The organism is Undibacterium sp. Ren11W (genome assembly GCF_049340485.1).
GTDB lineage: Bacteria > Pseudomonadota > Gammaproteobacteria > Burkholderiales > Burkholderiaceae_D > Undibacterium.
Genome location: NZ_JBMPPB010000001.1, coordinates 1412727 through 1430711 on the forward strand (window position 1 = coordinate 1412727; position 17985 = coordinate 1430711).

The following is a 17985-nucleotide window of genomic DNA, read 5'->3' on the forward strand; positions in this document are numbered from 1 at the left end:
TTCGCTTGCCGTACGTTTGTACTGTCTGCGCCCTTCGCGTTCACGAATGATTTAGAAATGGAATAAAATCTGAAAAACATATACGCAATACCCATGCGCCTTGCAGGCCGAAAATGCCTGGAAACCCGCATGGATACTGCGCGATTAAAATTAGAAACTTCAATTTTCTTATTCTAAAGAACAAGCACTATGAGCGAACAAGCAAATTTATTTGAAGAAGCCGCCGGCGGCGGTGGCGAAGGCGGCGAAACCCTGACGCTGGCCAGCTTTGCCGAGCGGGCCTATCTCGACTATGCGATCTCGGTAGTCAAAGGACGTGCGCTACCGGATGTCTGCGACGGCCAAAAACCGGTGCAGAGACGCATCCTGTATTCGATGAACGAACTCGGTTTAAACTCCGCTGCCAAGCCACGTAAATCGGCCACGGTAGTCGGTGATGTTTTGGGTAAACTCCATCCACATGGCGACCAGTCTGTGTACGACGCGATGGTGCGCATGGCACAAAATTTCTCACTGCGCTATCCGCTGATTGATGGCCAGGGTAACTTTGGTTCACGCGATGGCGATGGCGCGGCCGCGATGCGATACACCGAAGCGCGTCTGACCCCGATATCTAAATTACTGCTCGATGAAATCGATCTGGGCACAGTCGATTTCCAGCCTAACTATGATGGATCGTACGAAGAGCCGACGCTGCTACCAAGCCGCCTGCCCTTCGTTTTACTCAATGGCGCGTCCGGTATCGCAGTGGGTATGGCGACCGAAATCCCATCCCATAATTTAACTGAAGTGGCGAAAGCGGCGGTTGCCTTAATTCGTAATCCAGCCATGCAACACAGCGAATTGATGAGCTTCATCCCCGGCCCTGATTTCCCGGGCGGTGGACAAATCATCACACCAAGTGCAGCGATCGCCGACATTTACGCCAATGGCCGTGGCAGCATGAAGGTCAGAGCGTGCTGGAAGATAGAAGAGTTGGCACGTGGCCAGTGGCAGGCCGTGATTACCGAACTGCCACCGGGCACTTCTTCACAAAAAATATTGGAAGAGATAGAGGAAATCACCAACCCGAAAATTCGGATGGGGAAAAAATCTCTGTCGCCGGAGCAGATCAGCCTCAAGCAAGTGGTGCTATCAGTACTCGATAGAGTGCGCGATGAATCGGGTAAAGATTTCCCAGTACGCTTGGTGTTAGAACCTAAGTCGAAGAATCAGGATCAAGGCGAGTTCATGCAGATGTTGCTGGCGCATACCTCGCTGGAAACGTCTGCCTCCATGAATCTGGTGATGATAGGCGGCGATGGCCGCCCCCGTCAAAAAGGTTTGCTAGAAATACTCAGTGAGTGGATCGCTTTCCGCTTCACCACGGTAACCCGCCGCACCATCTACAAACTGAAAAAAGTCGATGACCGCATTCATATTTTAGAAGGGCGTGAAGCGGTTTTACTTAATATCGACAAGGTGATTAAGATTATCCGTGAAGCGGATGAGCCTAAGCCCGCCTTGATGCAAGCCTTCAAACTCTCCGACCGCCAGGCCGAAGACATCCTTGAGATTCGCCTGCGCCAATTGGCAAGACTAGAGGCCATCAAGATACAGCAAGAGTTAGCTGAGTTACGCTTAGAAAAAACTGGGCTACAGGCTTTACTCGATGACCCTGGTGCCATGAAAAAATGCATCGTCAAAGAAATCGAAGCCGATGCCAAGCTATATGGCGATGCACGCCGCACCTTAATCGAAGAAGCACAACGCGCCTCGACCGAACAAAAAGTGATCGACGAGCCAGTCACGGTAGTGATCTCGGAAAAAGGCTGGGTGCGTGCCCGCACCGGGCATGAGCACGATGCCGCGCAATTCACCTTTAAAGCTGGCGATGCTTTGTATGGCACGTTTGAATGCCGCACCGTTGACACCATGCTGGTATTCGGCTCCAACGGCCGGGTCTACTCGGTAGCAGTGTCCGCTCTACCAGGGGCACGTGGCGACGGCATACCGATTACCACCTTAATCGACCTGGCAAGTGGCACGCGTATTCTGCATTACTTTGCAGGCAATACAGAAACCAGCTTATTACTGGCATCGAGCGCAGGCTATGGCTTTACCGCCAAAGTTAGCGACATGATGGGTCGCATGAAAGCGGGCAAAGCATTTATGACGCTAGATGCAGAAGACCTGCCGCTGCCGCCGGCGCTCATCGCGGCAGACGCCAGTGCGATTGCCTGCCTGTCGGAAAAAGGCCGTCTATTGGTGTTTGGCTTAAACGAAATCAAGCAACTGTCTAGCGGCGGTCGCGGTGTAATACTGATGGAGTTAGAAGCGAACGAGAAACTCTTAGGCGTCAAGGCGATTAGCCAAAAAGGCGTCAGGATTGCCGGCATAGGTCGCGCCGGAAAAGCACAAGAGCTGCAACTAAGCGCCAGCAGTTTAGCCATCCACATCGGTAAGCGCGCCCGCAAAGGCAAGGCACTAGAATCGAAGATCAAAGCAGTCGAGATTTATCGCGTATAGAAGCGCCTGAGCTCAAAAAAATGCAGGCTTCGCGCCTGCATTTTTTATGCTAATTGACCCAGCACAATACGATTTTTGCCACTTTTTTTCGCCATGTACAAGGCCGCATCCGCGTTTTCGATCAAAGCATTGACATCTGCTGCGCGGCTAAGATCAGAAATTCCGGCAGAAAAAGTCACAGCAAACTCGCCCTGATCCGAAAATTGCTGCAGTTTCGCAAATGCGATCCGAACTTCGTCAAGAACCGTCATTGCACTCGTTGCCGAAGTGGCCGGAAAAATCACGATAAATTCTTCGCCGCCATAGCGACCAACCACATCGCTTCTGCGCAAACGCTGCCTAAGCAAGCGTGACAAAGTGCGCAATACCTGATCGCCGACCGGATGTCCATAGTTATCGTTGACAAGCTTAAAATTATCCAGGTCTAGCATGGCCACGGCCAACGGGGTTTTATTCCGGACTGCCATCGATACCTCGGCGATTAACTCTTCCTTTATCGCCGTATGATTGTAGAGGCCGGTTAAACCATCGCGCATAATCAAAGTGCGCAAAGAGCGATAACGCTCAGCCCGGGTGGATATCGACGACACCAAAAACTCAGGATGAATAGGTTTAGTCAAAAAATCATCAGCACCGGCTTTCACGGCATCGAGCTGTTTAGCAAAATCGTTTTCTGTCGACAGAAAAACAATCGGGATATCCAAAAAGGAGTTATCTTGACGCACCATCTTTGCCAACTCCACACCACCGCACAGTGGCATGTACACATCCATCAAAATGAGTTCTGGCCGGAACTGCGCCATCACATTAAATAGTTGCGCTGGATTATTCAGTACCTCGACACTCATGTGCGCAGCACTTAACACCTTGGCTTGATATTCTGAACTTGCTAGGTCATCATCAACGATTAATATTCTATAGCCATTACCCGAAGTGCTTCTAACGAGAAAATCGATATTCTCTATCAATAAAGAGATATCGACCGGTTTAGTGAAATAACCATCGCCGCCTGACCTTACAGCTCTTAAGCGACTCTCAAAACGACTGGAATTGGAAGTAAATAAAACTTTACTAGTGAAATTTGCAGTTAGCCGTATTTTTTCAATTTCCAGAGCACCGGCAAATTGTTCGTCGGAAAAACCCAGATTGATCAAGATAACGTCTGGCATTCTTACTGCAACCCTCGGCGCTAAATCACGTACTGCATTTAAAATCACCAGTTCATAGCCGAAATGCCGCAATTGCACCGCAATTGCCTCACACATCTGACTATCTTCGTCCACCACATAAATCAGCCTCGGTGCCGAAACATCCGCGGCTTTGTGCGGCAACGCAACTTCCTGTGCTACTTCCGCATCCTCGTCAACATCGACCACTGGCTTAGCCGACATCGCATGTGACAGATATTCGCGCACCTCGTTTGAAAAGTCTGATAGCTGCACATCCGACCATACCGTGCCGGACAATAAGGGTTTAATCCTTACTTCAAGTTTTCTCGATTGCTGTCCCAATTCATCAAAACCAAAGGTCCCGGCCGAACCCGACATGGTATGCAACAAACGATGAAGTAAGGCTAAGGCATCCTTATCCTCTGGATGTTGTGTAAATTGACTTAAGGCATGGTCTATCTCTTGCAACTTCGACGGCAGTTTTTCAGCAAAGATCTGATTTAAAGCACGCAATGCGTCCTGCAAGCTTTCCTGTTTATCATCCATTTAGTTCGCCTTACTCCATAAAGCCCTAACTTGAGAAGATAACTCCATGGGATCAAAGGGTTTGGCGATCACACCGATCGCCCCTAAGGAGATATAAAAATCCAGCTCAGTTGACTGCACCTTGGCGGTCATAAAGATCACCGGCGTATTTGCGGTAGCTGGCAATTTTCTTAACTCTAGCAGTGTAGTCGGCCCATCCATATTGGGCATCATGACATCAAGCAAGAGCAAATCGGGAACAAAGCCCGCATTTGCGCTTGCCAGCGCCTCGGCACCAGAGCTACAGGTTTTTAGGCTAAGTCCGCCAACAACCTCCAAAGCAATTTGTGCCACCGCTTGAATATCAAGATCATCTTCTACGTACAAGATGTGGGTAAGTGTTTTTTCAGACATGACTATCCTTCTAATTGCAACAAAACCAATGTGCGGTAAACACATCAAAAATTAATTGTGTTCTTGAAATAACTCAAGGAACGACCGCAATGACGGAATACGCAAATTAAGGCAACTATAACAATAAATAATCAGAGTTGCATTCAAATTGACTTATAAACAGGACTCACCCCAAATTGTTCCAACTAAGCGTACCGCTGAATACAGTACTTTAGTACCGCAAGGCAGATACAAGGACGCTGGGGCGGTTTTGCGTATGCCCTAATAATTTACTTTAACGAGAAATCTACTCGGTTCACAGCACCTTTGTCACTGATACCTTCAGCACTTAGCTTAGGAGCGATCAAAAATAAGCGGTCTTTACTCACTTCGCCTTTCCGCACCAAGTATTCAAACACCACGTCGGAGCGCTTTTGCGCAAGTGAGCTCAAGGCTTCAGGCGTAATCACGGTGTTCTTCAAAATCGCCGCCTTTGCCTCTTCCGGTGGGAGTGTCTTGGCGACTCCTATCAAATTGCGCGGTTTTTCAAATTTTTCCGATCGATACACGTCTTCTATATACGAGTGGCGATCAGCCTCATCGACACTCACTTGCTGAAGTTCGATTTCCGGGTCTTTCTTTTGCGCATCGCGTATTTTAAGTGCCCGAATTTTATTATCCAGACTTAATAATTTTAATCCTGCGCTATCCGTTTCCGGATCGCCCCGACCAGAGATCTCGACTCTCAATTTGGATCTTTCCTTAAGCGCCTTGGCTAAGCCATCCAGCTTCGTTAGTGCAGACTGACTCAAATTAGCAGTACCAGGTGCGAACTCAATGTAAGCGAGTTCATCACCGCCGCCAAAAGCACTGCCCAGAAAAGCAAAGGGCGAGGTGATTGCTTTGGTAATCAGATTGCCAATGACTTTAAAAATAACACCGCTTACCGAAAACTGCGGGTCCGAAAGCGAACCGGATATAGGCACGTTGATCGCAATCAAACCATCGTTGTCCTTCAACAGAGACAGGGCTAAATTGACCGGCAATTTAGTCGCATCCGGGCTATCTTTCTTTTCGCCGAAAGTGAATTGATCCAAACGAATTTCATTCTCGGCTTGCAATTTATCGTTTTCTATACGGTAAGCAAGTTGCACAGTAAGGTGACCTTTTGCGATGGCATAACCTGCATATTTTTCCGAATATTGACTCATACGGGTCAGTTGTATACCCGTGGCACTGGCTTTGATATCTAGCGCAATTGGTGTGCTAAGCGGATTGAGCGTACCCGATACAAGTACCGGTGCGTCATTATCAATTTTCGCGGCTAACTGCACGCTCGCGGATTCAGGCTTATCTGATGAAATACTGCCGATATTGCCAGCTACTCCGGTTAAATTTGCGGTGTAATTTGGTTTGATGAAATTATCAGTGAAGTTGATATTCCCGCCTCGCAGCACGGTTTGCCCCACTCTAATCTGAAGAGAATTAACGACGGTTTTTTTAGTCGGCGCTTGAGGATTCATCTCGTTTGGTCTGGATGCCGACTCGGGATTCGCCCCTATGCCTTGACTTGAGGACGGCGACTCATGCACCACAATATTGCTTAAGTTGAGCTTAGCCTTGTCAGATAGAATGACTTTGGCAAAGAAGTCGTTTAAATCTAGCTTACGCACATTGACGAATTGTTTTGCTCCACCAACGCTGGCGTTAATACCTTCAAGACTAATCGATTTCCAGTGCAAAAAATCATCAGACTGGCCTTTTTCCAGAATTTGAAAATCGTTCAAACTGAACCCGCCCTCAAACGTGCTTTGCATAGGTTTATTCGGAGTATTCAGAATACTTATTTTTGCCTTGCTACTGGCGCTACCGCGCAACAACTCCACATTCAACAGATGTGAAAAGTAAGGAGAGAGCGCCGCAACCGGTAAGTATTGGCCATCCAGATTGAGCAATATCTGCCTCAATTGCGGACTTGCCGAGCCGGTAAAATTTAATTTCCCTTTGCGATTAAAGCTAGACGCCCATTTCATATTAATCGTTTGCGACAAATCACTACTGAGCTGGTCGGCACTAAACGCAACACCCTCTAGTTTCAGATTCACATTCGGGCTCACGGACTGATCGATAAAGGCGAGATTGCTGGCACTTAGTCCAAAACTAGCCAGGCTGATTTTCCAATCCTGATTTTCCACTGTTGACGTTTCTGTAGGTTTTACCGCAGGTTTCACCGGAACGCTGGATTTGGCTGGCACCAGCCATTTTTGCAGGTTTAACTTAGAGTTATTATCGCGTCGAATTTCTGCATCCAGATTAGCGATTTTAACTTCACCTATCGTCAAAGTCCGCGCTTCCGTGCTCATCGCCAGCGCATCGACCGCCAATGATTTGATCGCAATCTGTCCTTCATTTTTTGCTTTTGGTTGCAATTTAAAATCCTGCAATTCTATTCCGGTGTCAGACAGACTTAACTTCCCTTGCTCCAGATTTACTTGCGACTTAACTGATAGCTTTCCGTTTAGCTTGGCGAGCAGAAAACGATTTACATAATTTTGATAGAGCTCCAACTGCAAATTAGCGAGAGAAGCAACACCCTTCAGATCGACACTCAGAGGATTAAACTGGCCGTCAAACTGTACGCTTTGATTTTCGCCCAGATTGGCACTCAGGCTGATTGGAGAAAGTGCGGTATTGGGCGCAGTGGAGAACTGTTTCGCGGTGAATTTAATATCCGAAATATGTGTAGTCTGCAGCGGTGCGGCTTGAAATCCGTCGGCAAAATGGATGCTACCCTTCTGCAACAGAATCTCACTGATCTGCACTAGCGGTTTCGCGGCCTTGTTTTCATCTGGGTTTGCTATGGCAGTTGCGACTGGCTTGTCGCCCGCCGTTGGAGCATTGCCCAAACTAGCCCAGTTCAAGACACCTTTTTCATCCATTGAGGCCCAGACCTCGGGAGTATCCAGGATCAGCTTATCGAGCTTGAGGGTACGACTGGATAAATTAAAGCTCTGAATATGTGCTTCAAAGCGCGCCAACTTAATCAATGACGCCTTTTGTTTATCCTGCAGCGCTAGGGCATCGACCAGCACTGATCCCGAGAGTAAGACTTCCGGTAGTTTATTCTTCCGAGAAAAGGTTAGATCCAACTTGGTCGTCAGTTTCGCGCTATCTAATTGCACGGGTAAAACAACCGGTACATAGGCCACGTAACTGGCCAGATCCAGATGATCAATATCGATCGCTAATGAAGTTTCCAGACTATCGACAAAAGGTTTGCTGCGTCCGTTCAGAGAAAATGTCGTGCCATTAATCTTTGCCGATAAACGTGGCTGCACAAAGCTATTGATAGACGAAGGGAAATTCGACATAAACGGCAAACCTAGCTGCACTGAGGAAAGCGCTATATGTTTATTGAGTACCTGGTCATCAAATTGTATCGCCCCATTTTGCAACTGCACATTGGCCAGCGAAAATCGAAATGGCGTCTCGCTTTTTGGCATGGCCGCCACGCGATCCAAGATATCTGAAAAATTGTAATGGCCATGGTCATCGGCCGAAGTTCTCACCACATGCACGCTTACCTGATCAAGCAGGATTTCATCCATAACCAGGGCGCGGTGATATACAGAGGCGATGGACAGACTGAACACCGCATTCTTGATTGTCAGCGCTGGCGTTGTATTGTCTGGCTCAAACATGCGTACGCCATTGGCGCTCAGTGTCAAAGTCAAAGGGGAAAAACTCAGTTCGGCAATCTCTAATTTGCGTCCGAGTTGTTGCTGTACTTGCTGCCCAGCCACTTGTTTAACATAGGAAGGCAAGGCCAACCAGCTCAGCAGCATCAGCAGGACAAGCAATACCACGGTCCCGAGAACGATTTTTTTCGTTCTCCCTTGCCAGATTTTTTGAAAAAAGTGCAGGACAAGTTGAGACACGGCATTTCCTTCTTGTAGCTAAAACGACAGTTTAACCAAGCGTAGGCGATGTTTCCATTAGATTTAGAGTAATTTCACTTTTTTATACATTATTTCAAGTAAAGGAGTTCAAGCACCCCGCAAAAACGCTGGCAACACAGGGGTTGCCGCCTATGCCATACGCCAGGTCGCCCGGCCTGTCTATCGCCCACAGCGCGAAATCAGCTATTTTCCCCGCTGCCAGGCTGCCTAACTGATCCTGCAAACCCAAGGCTTTTGCTGCATGTTGCGTTACCCCTTGCAAGGCCTCCTGTGGCGTCAGGCGAAACAAAGTACATCCCATATTCATGGCCAGCAACAAGGATGTCATGGGCGAGGTGCCCGGATTACTATCAGTCGCTAAAGCCATAGGCACGCCAGCCTCACGCAAAGCGGCAATCGGCGGCAACTTGGTCTCACGTAAAAAATAATACGCGCCAGGTAACAGCACCGCCACCGTGCCACTGGCCTGCATGGCGGCGATGCCTGGTGCCGACAGATACTCGAGGTGATCCGCAGATAGTCCTTCGTAACGCGCAGTCAATACCGCCCCGCCTTGATCGGATAATTGTTCGGCATGCAGTTTTACCGGCAAACCATGCCTGTGCGCCGCTTGAAATACGCGCTCGGTCTGGTCCGCAGAAAAACCAATTTTTTCGCAAAACGCGTCGACCGCATCAACTAAACCTTCCGCCACTAAGGCCGGTAGCATATGCTCGATGAGCTCGGTCAAATAGTCATCGGCACGCCCTGTGTACTCGGGCGGCAAGGCATGTGCGCCAAGAAAAGTGGTTTTTATGCGTACCGGATAATCACGCCCGATTTGACGTGCCACCCTGAGCATTTTGGCTTCGTTTTCCAGATCCAAGCCATAGCCGGATTTGATTTCTATCGTGGTCACGCCTTCGCGCAGCAGATGCCGCAGTCGCGTCACGCTCGCTTGCATTAACTCGGCTTCGCTGGCAGCCCGGGTCGCGCGCACCGTGGATAAGATGCCGCCCCCTTTACGCGCGATTTCTTCATAGGCAACGCCATTCAGACGCGCCTCGAATTCGTCGCTACGATTGCCGGCGTACACGATGTGGCTATGGCAATCGATTAATCCCGGCGTCAACCAATAGCCTTTGCCGTCGTGCAATGTATCGGCCGTATAGTTGGCTGGCAGCGCAGCGCGCGCACCTAGCCAGGCGATCTTGCCATCTTTGACGGCGATGGCGCCATCGCGTATTTCGCCATAGCCGTCTTGCATAGTGGCCAAATGTAGATTAGTCCACAGACTATCCCAGTGCTGCATATGCGCCCTCGCCTTGATTCAGAAAACTAATCCGCATCAGATATAAGATTGCGCCCTCTTGCGCTGCTATCTGCAAACGTATGCCCGCATGCTCATGTTCCTCTTCGATCAGGACCAGATCGCCTGGTCCCAAATCGCTCTCGCCGCTAAGGCTCGCGACACCTGCCGCGCAATACAACAGTATCTGTTGCGCATCGGGCGCCATCACATAATGCTCGCCGCCCGTCAGGCGCTGCATGAAATGCTGGCAGACATCGCGGCGCGTCATCAGATTCAGATCAAGTACCGCACCACCTAGTAACTCGGCGAAGATAGGCAATTCACCGGCGAACTGGTAAGGAAAACTGGTTTGCGTCAAGCTCACGCTGTCGGCTGTGCTTTGTTCGCTATCACTTTGCAGCGACAAACCTTCGCCGGACAAAATTGCCAGGCTGCGGTCTATCTGCGCAAAATGCGAAAACGCGCCGGCCTGTTTTACCTCGGCCCGACTCAAGCGCCAGACGAAATCATCCAAGCTTGCCCCGGGCGGAAAAACCGCCAGCTCTGTCGTGCTGCCAGCGCCATTTTTCCAAGGCATGCTGTGATAGTCTTGATTGCTCCACTTGCGCATAGGCTGAACTCTTATTTCAAATATAGATGTTGATACAGTGATTGACATTGTGCACTCAAACTGCCTTGCAACACCATCTCTTTAGCGGCGGCGATATCGGGTGCGAAGAAACGGTCTTTATCATAAAACGCGACTTTTGCACGCAAAGCCTGAAGCACACTGGCCAATTTTTCTGAAGTTGCTAACGGCTGATGGAAATCGATACCTTGGCCGGCGGCCAGCAATTCTATGCCGACGATGGTGGCGGTATTGTGCGCCATCTCGTGCAAGCGGCGTCCGGCAAACGTGGCCATACTGACGTGATCTTCCTGATTCGCCGAGGTCGGAATCGTATCGACACTGGCTGGATGTGCATGTGATTTATTTTCCGACGCCAGCGCGGCGGCCGTCACATGAGCGATCATAAAACCAGAATTTAAGCCTGAAGAAGGGACTAAAAATGGCGGCAGGCCAGAGATAGATGCGTCGATCAGCAAGGCGATGCGGCGTTCTGAGATAGAGCCGATTTCGGCGATCGCCAGCGCCAGCGTATCAGCGGCAAACGCGACTGGCTCGGCATGGAAATTACCACCAGACAGTACTTCACCGGTATCGACAAACACCAGAGGATTATCGGTCACGGCATTGGCCTCGATCAGCAAAGTGCGCGCTGCGTTATTGATGATATCCAGACAGGCCCCCATCACTTGCGGCTGGCAGCGCAGGCAATACGGATCTTGTACGCGCTCATCGTTGATCAGATGCGATTTGCGGATTTCACTACCCTGCAATAAATCGCGATAAATGCTAGCGGTAGCGATCTGCCCAGGCTGACCGCGCACGGCATGGATGCGTGGATCAAACGGCGCGTCGCTACCCTTGGCAGCATCCACAGACATAGCACCGGTGATGGTCGCAGCTTCCAGTAAGCGCTCGGCCAAAAACAGACCATTCAAGGCAAGTGCGGTTGATACCTGGGTACCGTTGATCAAGGCCAGACCTTCTTTGGCAGCCAGCACTACCGGCGTAATACCCGCCTCTTTTAAAGCGGCTTTGGCGTCGACCAACTTGCCATTGACCCGCACTTCGCCCTCGCCCATCAGCGCCAGCGTCATGTGCGACAAAGGTGCCAGATCGCCGGAAGCGCCCACCGAGCCCTTGACCGGAATCGCCGGCATGATGCCCGCATTGTAGAGCGCAATCATGCTGTCGATGACCGAGGCGCGGATACCGGAAAAGCCGCGTGCCAGACTGGCGATTTTCATGAGTAAAATCAGGCGCACAATATCATCTGAAATAAGTTCGCCGGAGCCGACCGAGTGCGACAAGATCAGATTGCGCTGCAGCAGTTCTAATTGCTCATCCGGAATACGGGTCTTAGCCAACTTACCGAAACCGGTATTGATGCCATAAGCGGCATCGCCCTTGGCGACGATTTTATCGATAGTGGCAGATGCCTCATTGATGGCAGCATACGCGCTGCTCGCTAATTTCAAAGGGCGCGCCGTCTGCCAGACAGAACGCAAATCAGACAAACTGAATTGACCAGGCTGGATTTCGAATAATGATGTCATGGTGATTTCCTGTAATAATTAAAACCGATTACGCAATATCCATGCGGGTTTCAGAGCATTTTGCTTCTGAAAGGCGCATGGATACTGCGCATTAGATATTTGGAACTTGCGTAATGTAGCTAATCTAAACTGCTCACTTAATCATAGGCAGATTTAAAGCATTCTTCTTGGCGCAAGCGACCGCGGTCTCGTAACCGGCATCAGCATGCCGCATCACTCCGGAACCGCTGTCATTCACCAGCACCCGCGCCAGACGTTTAGCCGCCGCCTCAGTTCCATCGGCCACAATCACCATACCGGAATGCTGCGAGTAGCCCATGCCGACGCCACCGCCGTGATGCAAAGATACCCAACTTGCACCGCCCGCAGTATTGAGTAAGGCATTGAGCAAAGGCCAATCCGAGACCGCATCGGTGCCGTCCAGCATACCTTCAGTCTCGCGATTCGGGCTGGCCACAGAGCCGGTATCAAGATGATCGCGACCTATCACGATAGGCGCCTTGAGTTCGCCATTCTTAACCATTTCATTAAACGCCAGACCTGCCAGATGACGCTCGCCCAAACCTAGCCAGCAAATACGCGCAGGCAAACCCTGAAAGGCGATGCGCTCTCTCGCCATATCCAGCCAATTATGGACCGCAGTATGGTGCGGGAACAATTCTTTGATCTTGGCATCGGTTTTATAGATGTCTTCTGGATCACCCGACAAGGCGACCCAACGGAACGGCCCTTTACCATCACAAAACAAAGGACGGATGTAAGCAGGCACAAAACCGGGGAAGTCAAAAGCATTTTTGACGCCAGTATCAAATGCCACCTGACGGATGTTATTCCCGTAATCGACAGTGGCGATACCCATCGCATGAAAATCTAACATCGCCTGCACATGCACAGCACAGGATTTGGCCGCATCATCGCTCAATTTGGCGTGCTGATGCTGATCATGCTGCGCTGCCTTCCATTGCTCCACATTCCAGCCTATTGGCAAGTAGCCATTGATGAGATCATGTGCCGAAGTCTGGTCGGTTACCAGATCCGGTGCAATGCCGCCAGCTTTGGCGCGCCTGACCAGCTCTGGCAAGATCTCTGCTGCATTGCCGAGCAAGGCGATAGAGACCGCCTCTTTACGTTCACAGTGATGCTTGATCAGCGCCAGAGCGTCATCAATATCTTTGGCTTGCTTGTCGACGTAACGGGTACGCAGGCGGAAATCAATACTGCTTTGCTGGCATTCTATGTTGAGCGAGACCGCGCCGGCGAGTGTCGCGGCGAGCGGTTGCGCACCGCCCATGCCACCCAGACCGGCCGTCAAAATCCAGCGTCCGCCCCAGTCACCGTTAAAGTGCTGCTTACCGGCTTCGACAAAGGTTTCGTAAGTGCCCTGAACGATGCCCTGGCTACCGATGTAAATCCAGCTACCAGCCGTCATCTGGCCATACATGAATAAGCCCTTGCGGTCTAACTCATTAAAATGTTCCCAGTTGGCCCATTTCGGGACTAAATTGGAATTGGCGATCAGGACACGTGGCGCATCTTCATGCGTCTTAAACACGCCGACCGGTTTACCCGATTGAATTAACAGGGTTTCATCTTCGCCCAATGCCTTGAGCGAAGCGAGGATCTGGTCATAGCACTCCCAATTGCGCGCGGCGCGACCGATGCCACCGTAGACCACTAAATGCTTAGGATTCTCAGCCACTTCCGGATCGAGATTGTTTTGTATCATGCGGTAGGCGGCTTCGGCCACCCAGGTCTTGCAGACTTTTTCGGCACCGCGCGGTGCCCGGATTTCGCGACTTGCGTCCCAACGGCTATCGTTTTTCATGATGCAACACTCCTAATATGGAAGAGGAATTCAAAAATCGTAGCCGTCACAGAGCGACTAAACTCGAATTAAAACCAGTGTAAGTTGTATATACAACTTTTGCAAGAGGATTTTTTTTGTGCGACAATGCAATAAATTCATTTAGCAGGAATCACGTGCCGCCTAAAAACTCAGTCAGTCCCGCCTTCCAGACCATCAAGGACTATTTACTCAAAGAAATTCAATCCGGCACCTGGAAGGAAGGCGACGCCATCCCCTCAGAAGCGATGCTCGCAGAACAGTTTAGCGTCTCGCGCATGACAGTCAACCGCGCCGTGAGAGAACTTACCACTGAGCAAATACTCACCCGTATTCAAGGCTCAGGCACTTACGTTGCACAACATAAATATCAAGCCACACTGGTAGAAATCAAAAGCATTGCTGACGAAATCCGCTCACGTGGCCACGCCCACCGCAGCGAGTTACACACGTTGACGGCGGTTGCCGCATCGCAAAAGTTGGCGCTGGAATTTCAAGTCAAGACTGGCCATCCCTTGTTTCACTCGCTGATCGTCCACTTTGAAAACGAGATTGCGATACAGGTAGAAGACCGCTGGGTCAACTCAGAACTGGCACCGGCCTATTTGAAACAAAATTTCTCCAGTATCACCCCTAACGAATATTTAGTGGCCGTCGCCCCCTTAGAGGGTGTCGATTACAGCATAGAGGCGGTGCTGCCGCCCAAAGGCATCGCCGATATGTTACATATTTCCAGCAAAGAAGCCTGTCTGGTACTACACCGAAAAACCCGTTCGCAAGCAAAGATCGCCACCATAGTCACTATGTGGCATCCAGGCATGTGCTATCAGTTTGCCGGTAGTTTCTGAAATTATCTAATCGCCGAGCGCAAAAACCTAGGTAATAAGGATTACAGCTATCGCTTGTCGATAATTGAACTTTTTACAAAAAAAACACACTACTTCAGGTCAAATTATTCACACTCACTCTTTTCTCATGCCGCTGACTAGACGTTCATCGATCATTTTATTTTTTGTAGCAATCACTGCTTCCTTCGCTGCGCTAGCTGAGGGCATCGCTGATGCGAAAGTAGAAGTAAAACCCCGTCCTAAGATCGCCTTAGTCCTGTCCGGCGGCGGAGCGCGTGGTTTCGCCCATATCGGGGTGCTGCGGGTATTGAAAGAAATGCATATTCCGGTCGATATGGTGGTCGGCACTAGTATGGGAGCTGTGGTAGGCGGCGCCTATGCAGCCGGCCGCAGCGTAGAAGAATTGGAGCAACTGGTCAAAGACACATCGTGGGACAGCGTGCTGGCAGATAGGCCCGCACGCGACAAACTCGATTTTCGACGTCGCGAAGAAGATGTATTACTCCCCTCGCGCATAGAATTTGCCATCACCAAACCTGGCATTTCCTTGCCACCTTCGGCGGCTGGCAATGCCGCGCTGGAACAGGCCCTCAAGCATTTACTGCCTAGTGGCACGCGCAATGACCCTATCGATCAATTACCACTACCGTTTCGCTCTGTGGTCTCGGATTTAGTGACCGGCGAACTGATAGAGCTGACCAACACACCCCTATTTCAAACCTTGCGCGCCTCGCTCGCAGTGCCCGGTGTCTTTGCACCGGTGCATATCAACCAGCATTTAGTGGTAGACGGCGGCCTGGTACGCAATCTGCCGATAGACATGGCGCATAAAATGGGGGCGGATATCGTCATCGCCGTCAATGTTGGCACCCCGCTGGCAGAAGAGCGGCAACTAGGTAGCGCCATCAGCGTAGCGCAACAAATGCTACAAATTTTGACCGAGCAAAACGTACAGCGCTCGCTCAATGAATTGCGTCCGCAAGATATTTTGATTGCCCCCGATCTGGCCGGCATTAGTTTTCTCGATTTCAACGAACATGACAAAACCATGCTGGCTGGCCAGGTCGCCACCAGACTATCAGCATCACGTCTGAAGGCATTGGCGGTATCGGAAGAAACGTATGCGGCACTAGAGCAAAATCGCTTTGCCGCCTTCATTGCCCCCGACATTGCCCTGCCCTTGGCCAGAATTGAAGTCAAAGGTACTCGCTACATTAACCCAGCCGGACTGATCGCACAGACCGGTTTACAGCCAGGCCAGATTATCACCGAGGAGCAAATCGAGCAAGCCAGCAGTAAATTATATGGACGCGGCGATCTCGATCACGTAGAGACCGAGATTCACGACACCATCGATCAGCGCAGCGTCACCATTACCGCCAACGAAGCTAGCTGGAGCCGCAATCGCCTCAGGATAGGTCTGGAACTGGCCAGCGATTTTAGCGATAACAATAGTTTTTCTTTAGGTGCCATGCATGTGGCCGCCTCGCTTAATCCCTGGGGTGGCGAACTGCGCAGTACCGCCAAGATAGGCTCGCAGCGTCAGCTAGGAACACAATTATTTCAGCCTTTAGGGCCGGGCTCAGAATACTATATTGCCCCCTCCTTGCAATACGGCGCCAACTCTCAAGATATCTTTGAGCAAGGCAGAAAAACTCTGCGTGCAGGATTTAAATTCACCACGGCGACCCTGGCGGCAGGCAAACAATTATCCAACTGGGGCGACCTCAGAATTGGCGTCAATCGCCAGTTAAATCAAGCCAATGTCGAGCTGCCTGATACGCCAGATCAGGCCAGCCTAAAAGCTTTTGACACCACCCAATTTTTCAATTTCAGAATAGATACTCTTGATTCACTGGGATTTCCGACACGCGGACAATTTCTCGACGCAGGATGGCAGCGTTCATCTGCGAAAGAGAATGGACAAAGATCCTTAGCTCAATCGTCTATTATCGCCATGTCGGCCTTTCAGACCGGCGACTGGGCCGGGCATATCTATGGCGAGTGGGCCAAATCGCAACGTGGCAGTGCACCTTTGTCGCTGGGCGGATTCTTACGCTTATCCGGCACCCCCGCCAATTCGCTATCGAACAACACTGTGGCCTTGGGTCGCATGGTGTTGGCGCGCCGCGTAGGCAGTGTACCGACCGCTTTGGGTGGCGCGATACGGTTAGGATTTTCGGCCGAACTAGGCGGTGGTTTTGGCGCCGACGATGTGGTGAAGTTTAGCAATTTAAAGCAAAGCGCCAGTGCCTTCGTTTCTTTGGATACCCGCTTTGGCCCACTCTATTTCGGTAGTGGCACCACACGCGGTTCTGGCTCTACGCTTTACCTCTTTTTAGGCCCAATCTGGTGAAGCACGCTGCTCTTCGCGCCAGCCATAGTCACCGGTCGGCGCAAGGCGGTAAAGGCGGCGTATTCCCACGAACGGAAACCCAGCAACAAAGTAAATCCATCGCGCTCGCTAGCGGGCAAGCGTCTATCCTCTTGCTGCAGACGCGCCAGCTCAGCCGCCAGTTGGCGTATTTTCTGTAGCAATTCTTGTGCACTATTGAGCGATAAGCGTGCCGGCACGCACATCAAGGTTTCACCGACGCCATCGAAGCGGCCGTTAAAATAGTCGGCGACGACAAACTCTCGGAAATAGGTTTGTACCGGGCCATCGGCACGCCAATGGAAGGCGGTTGACACGCGTAGACGATAGCGATTTAAGGGTTTCAGCTCGATAAATTCAAGCTTATCGAGCGCGAGCAAACCAAGTATGCATTCGGCATCGCTTAGTTCATACGTCTCAACCATTTGTTCCATGGTCCAATGACCGAGGCAGCAAATGGCCAGCAATAGCAATTTGGGACTAGCCATCAAAGACTGCTCTTGTGCCAGCGTCAGGGTATCGGCATGCGGAGTGACATCGGCAGCTTGACGCAAGACATCTTCCATTGCAACGCCAGCAGCTTTGCAAATTTGCGCCAGACGCGACAAAGACATATCTTTTTGCCCAAACATCCGTTTGACACTGGACTCGCTCATTTGTATGCGTTCGGCCAGGGTTTTATATGTAACCCCGGCACGTCTCAATTCCGTACGCAGCACTTGCAACACCAATTCAGGTGAACTCATTCCCGCCCTCCCCTTGAAATTTAATTACAGATCAGCGCATACCTAGAAACGTCGCGCCATTCTGATTTTAGAGGGGGAGTGTAAACCAAATCGCTTACGGTGACGAAAAAATACTAAGGCCTATCAAATACTTGCAGGCTTACCCTGTTTCGATCTAAGCCTGCGA

The 17985-nt window shown here is 50.5% G+C and carries 11 protein-coding genes; 3 read left to right on the top strand and 8 right to left on the bottom strand.

Annotation, left to right across the window (positions count from 1 at the left end; translation table 11 throughout):
• Positions 1 to 189: 189 nt before the first annotated feature.
• Positions 190 to 2508: a DNA topoisomerase IV subunit A gene (gene parC, locus ACO0K8_RS06330; protein ID WP_422945770.1), complete on the top strand. Its 2319-nt coding sequence runs from the start codon at positions 190 to 192 to the stop codon at positions 2506 to 2508.
• Between the two features lie 44 nt (positions 2509 to 2552).
• Here the strand turns inward: parC and ACO0K8_RS06335 are convergent, their stop codons facing one another.
• The 7 genes from ACO0K8_RS06335 to hutU form a co-directional block, all read right to left on the bottom strand.
• Positions 2553 to 4223, bottom strand: a complete 1671-nt coding sequence (locus ACO0K8_RS06335) for a diguanylate cyclase (RefSeq protein ID WP_422945771.1) — start codon at positions 4221 to 4223, stop codon at positions 2553 to 2555.
• Positions 4224 to 4616: a response regulator gene (locus tag ACO0K8_RS06340; protein ID WP_422945772.1), complete on the bottom strand. Its 393-nt coding sequence runs from the start codon at positions 4614 to 4616 to the stop codon at positions 4224 to 4226.
• Positions 4617 to 4885: 269 nt separating this feature from the next.
• Positions 4886 to 8533: a DUF748 domain-containing protein gene (locus ACO0K8_RS06345; protein WP_422945773.1), complete on the bottom strand. Its 3648-nt coding sequence runs from the start codon at positions 8531 to 8533 to the stop codon at positions 4886 to 4888.
• Positions 8534 to 8627: 94 nt separating this feature from the next.
• Positions 8628 to 9845: an imidazolonepropionase gene (gene hutI / locus ACO0K8_RS06350; protein ID WP_422945774.1), complete on the bottom strand. Its 1218-nt coding sequence runs from the start codon at positions 9843 to 9845 to the stop codon at positions 8628 to 8630.
• Positions 9829 to 10455: a HutD family protein gene (locus ACO0K8_RS06355; protein WP_422945775.1), complete on the bottom strand. Its 627-nt coding sequence runs from the start codon at positions 10453 to 10455 to the stop codon at positions 9829 to 9831. The genes hutI and ACO0K8_RS06355 overlap by 17 nt, the downstream gene beginning before the upstream one ends.
• A gap of 11 nt (positions 10456 to 10466) precedes the next feature.
• Positions 10467 to 12008, bottom strand: coding sequence for a histidine ammonia-lyase (hutH, locus tag ACO0K8_RS06360; protein ID WP_422945776.1), 1542 nt, complete (start codon positions 12006 to 12008; stop codon positions 10467 to 10469).
• Positions 12009 to 12141: 133 nt separating this feature from the next.
• On the bottom strand, positions 12142 to 13833 hold the full coding sequence (gene hutU, locus ACO0K8_RS06365; protein WP_422945777.1) for a urocanate hydratase: 1692 nt from the start codon (positions 13831 to 13833) through the stop codon (positions 12142 to 12144).
• Positions 13834 to 13988: 155 nt separating this feature from the next.
• On the opposite strand from hutU, the gene hutC reads away from it, so the two are divergent.
• Positions 13989 to 14699 carry a histidine utilization repressor gene (gene hutC / locus ACO0K8_RS06370; RefSeq protein ID WP_422945778.1) on the top strand — a complete coding sequence of 237 codons (711 nt, stop codon included), beginning with the start codon at positions 13989 to 13991 and terminating at the stop codon, positions 14697 to 14699.
• A gap of 127 nt (positions 14700 to 14826) precedes the next feature.
• A complete protein-coding gene (locus tag ACO0K8_RS06375) occupies positions 14827 to 17055 on the top strand; it encodes a patatin-like phospholipase family protein (protein WP_422945779.1) in 2229 nt (742 codons plus the stop codon).
• Here the strand turns inward: ACO0K8_RS06375 and ACO0K8_RS06380 are convergent.
• Complete coding sequence (locus tag ACO0K8_RS06380) at positions 17028 to 17819, bottom strand: helix-turn-helix domain-containing protein (protein ID WP_422945780.1); 792 nt, start codon at positions 17817 to 17819, stop codon at positions 17028 to 17030. The two genes, ACO0K8_RS06375 and ACO0K8_RS06380, sit on opposite strands and share 28 nt — an antisense overlap.
• Positions 17820 to 17985 lie beyond the last annotated feature (166 nt).

Coding starts and splice junctions, on each gene's coding strand:
- parC (WP_422945770.1), top strand. CDS start 190: ATGAGCGAACAAGCAAATTTATTTGAAGAAGCCGCCGGCGGCGGTGGC.
- ACO0K8_RS06335 (WP_422945771.1), bottom strand. CDS start 4,223: ATGGATGATAAACAGGAAAGCTTGCAGGACGCATTGCGTGCTTTAAAT.
- ACO0K8_RS06340 (WP_422945772.1), bottom strand. CDS start 4,616: ATGTCTGAAAAAACACTTACCCACATCTTGTACGTAGAAGATGATCTT.
- hutI (WP_422945774.1), bottom strand. CDS start 9,845: ATGCAGCACTGGGATAGTCTGTGGACTAATCTACATTTGGCCACTATG.
- ACO0K8_RS06355 (WP_422945775.1), bottom strand. CDS start 10,455: ATGCGCAAGTGGAGCAATCAAGACTATCACAGCATGCCTTGGAAAAAT.
- hutH (WP_422945776.1), bottom strand. CDS start 12,008: ATGACATCATTATTCGAAATCCAGCCTGGTCAATTCAGTTTGTCTGAT.
- hutU (WP_422945777.1), bottom strand. CDS start 13,833: ATGAAAAACGATAGCCGTTGGGACGCAAGTCGCGAAATCCGGGCACCG.
- ACO0K8_RS06375 (WP_422945779.1), top strand. CDS start 14,827: ATGCCGCTGACTAGACGTTCATCGATCATTTTATTTTTTGTAGCAATC.
- ACO0K8_RS06380 (WP_422945780.1), bottom strand. CDS start 17,819: ATGAGTTCACCTGAATTGGTGTTGCAAGTGCTGCGTACGGAATTGAGA.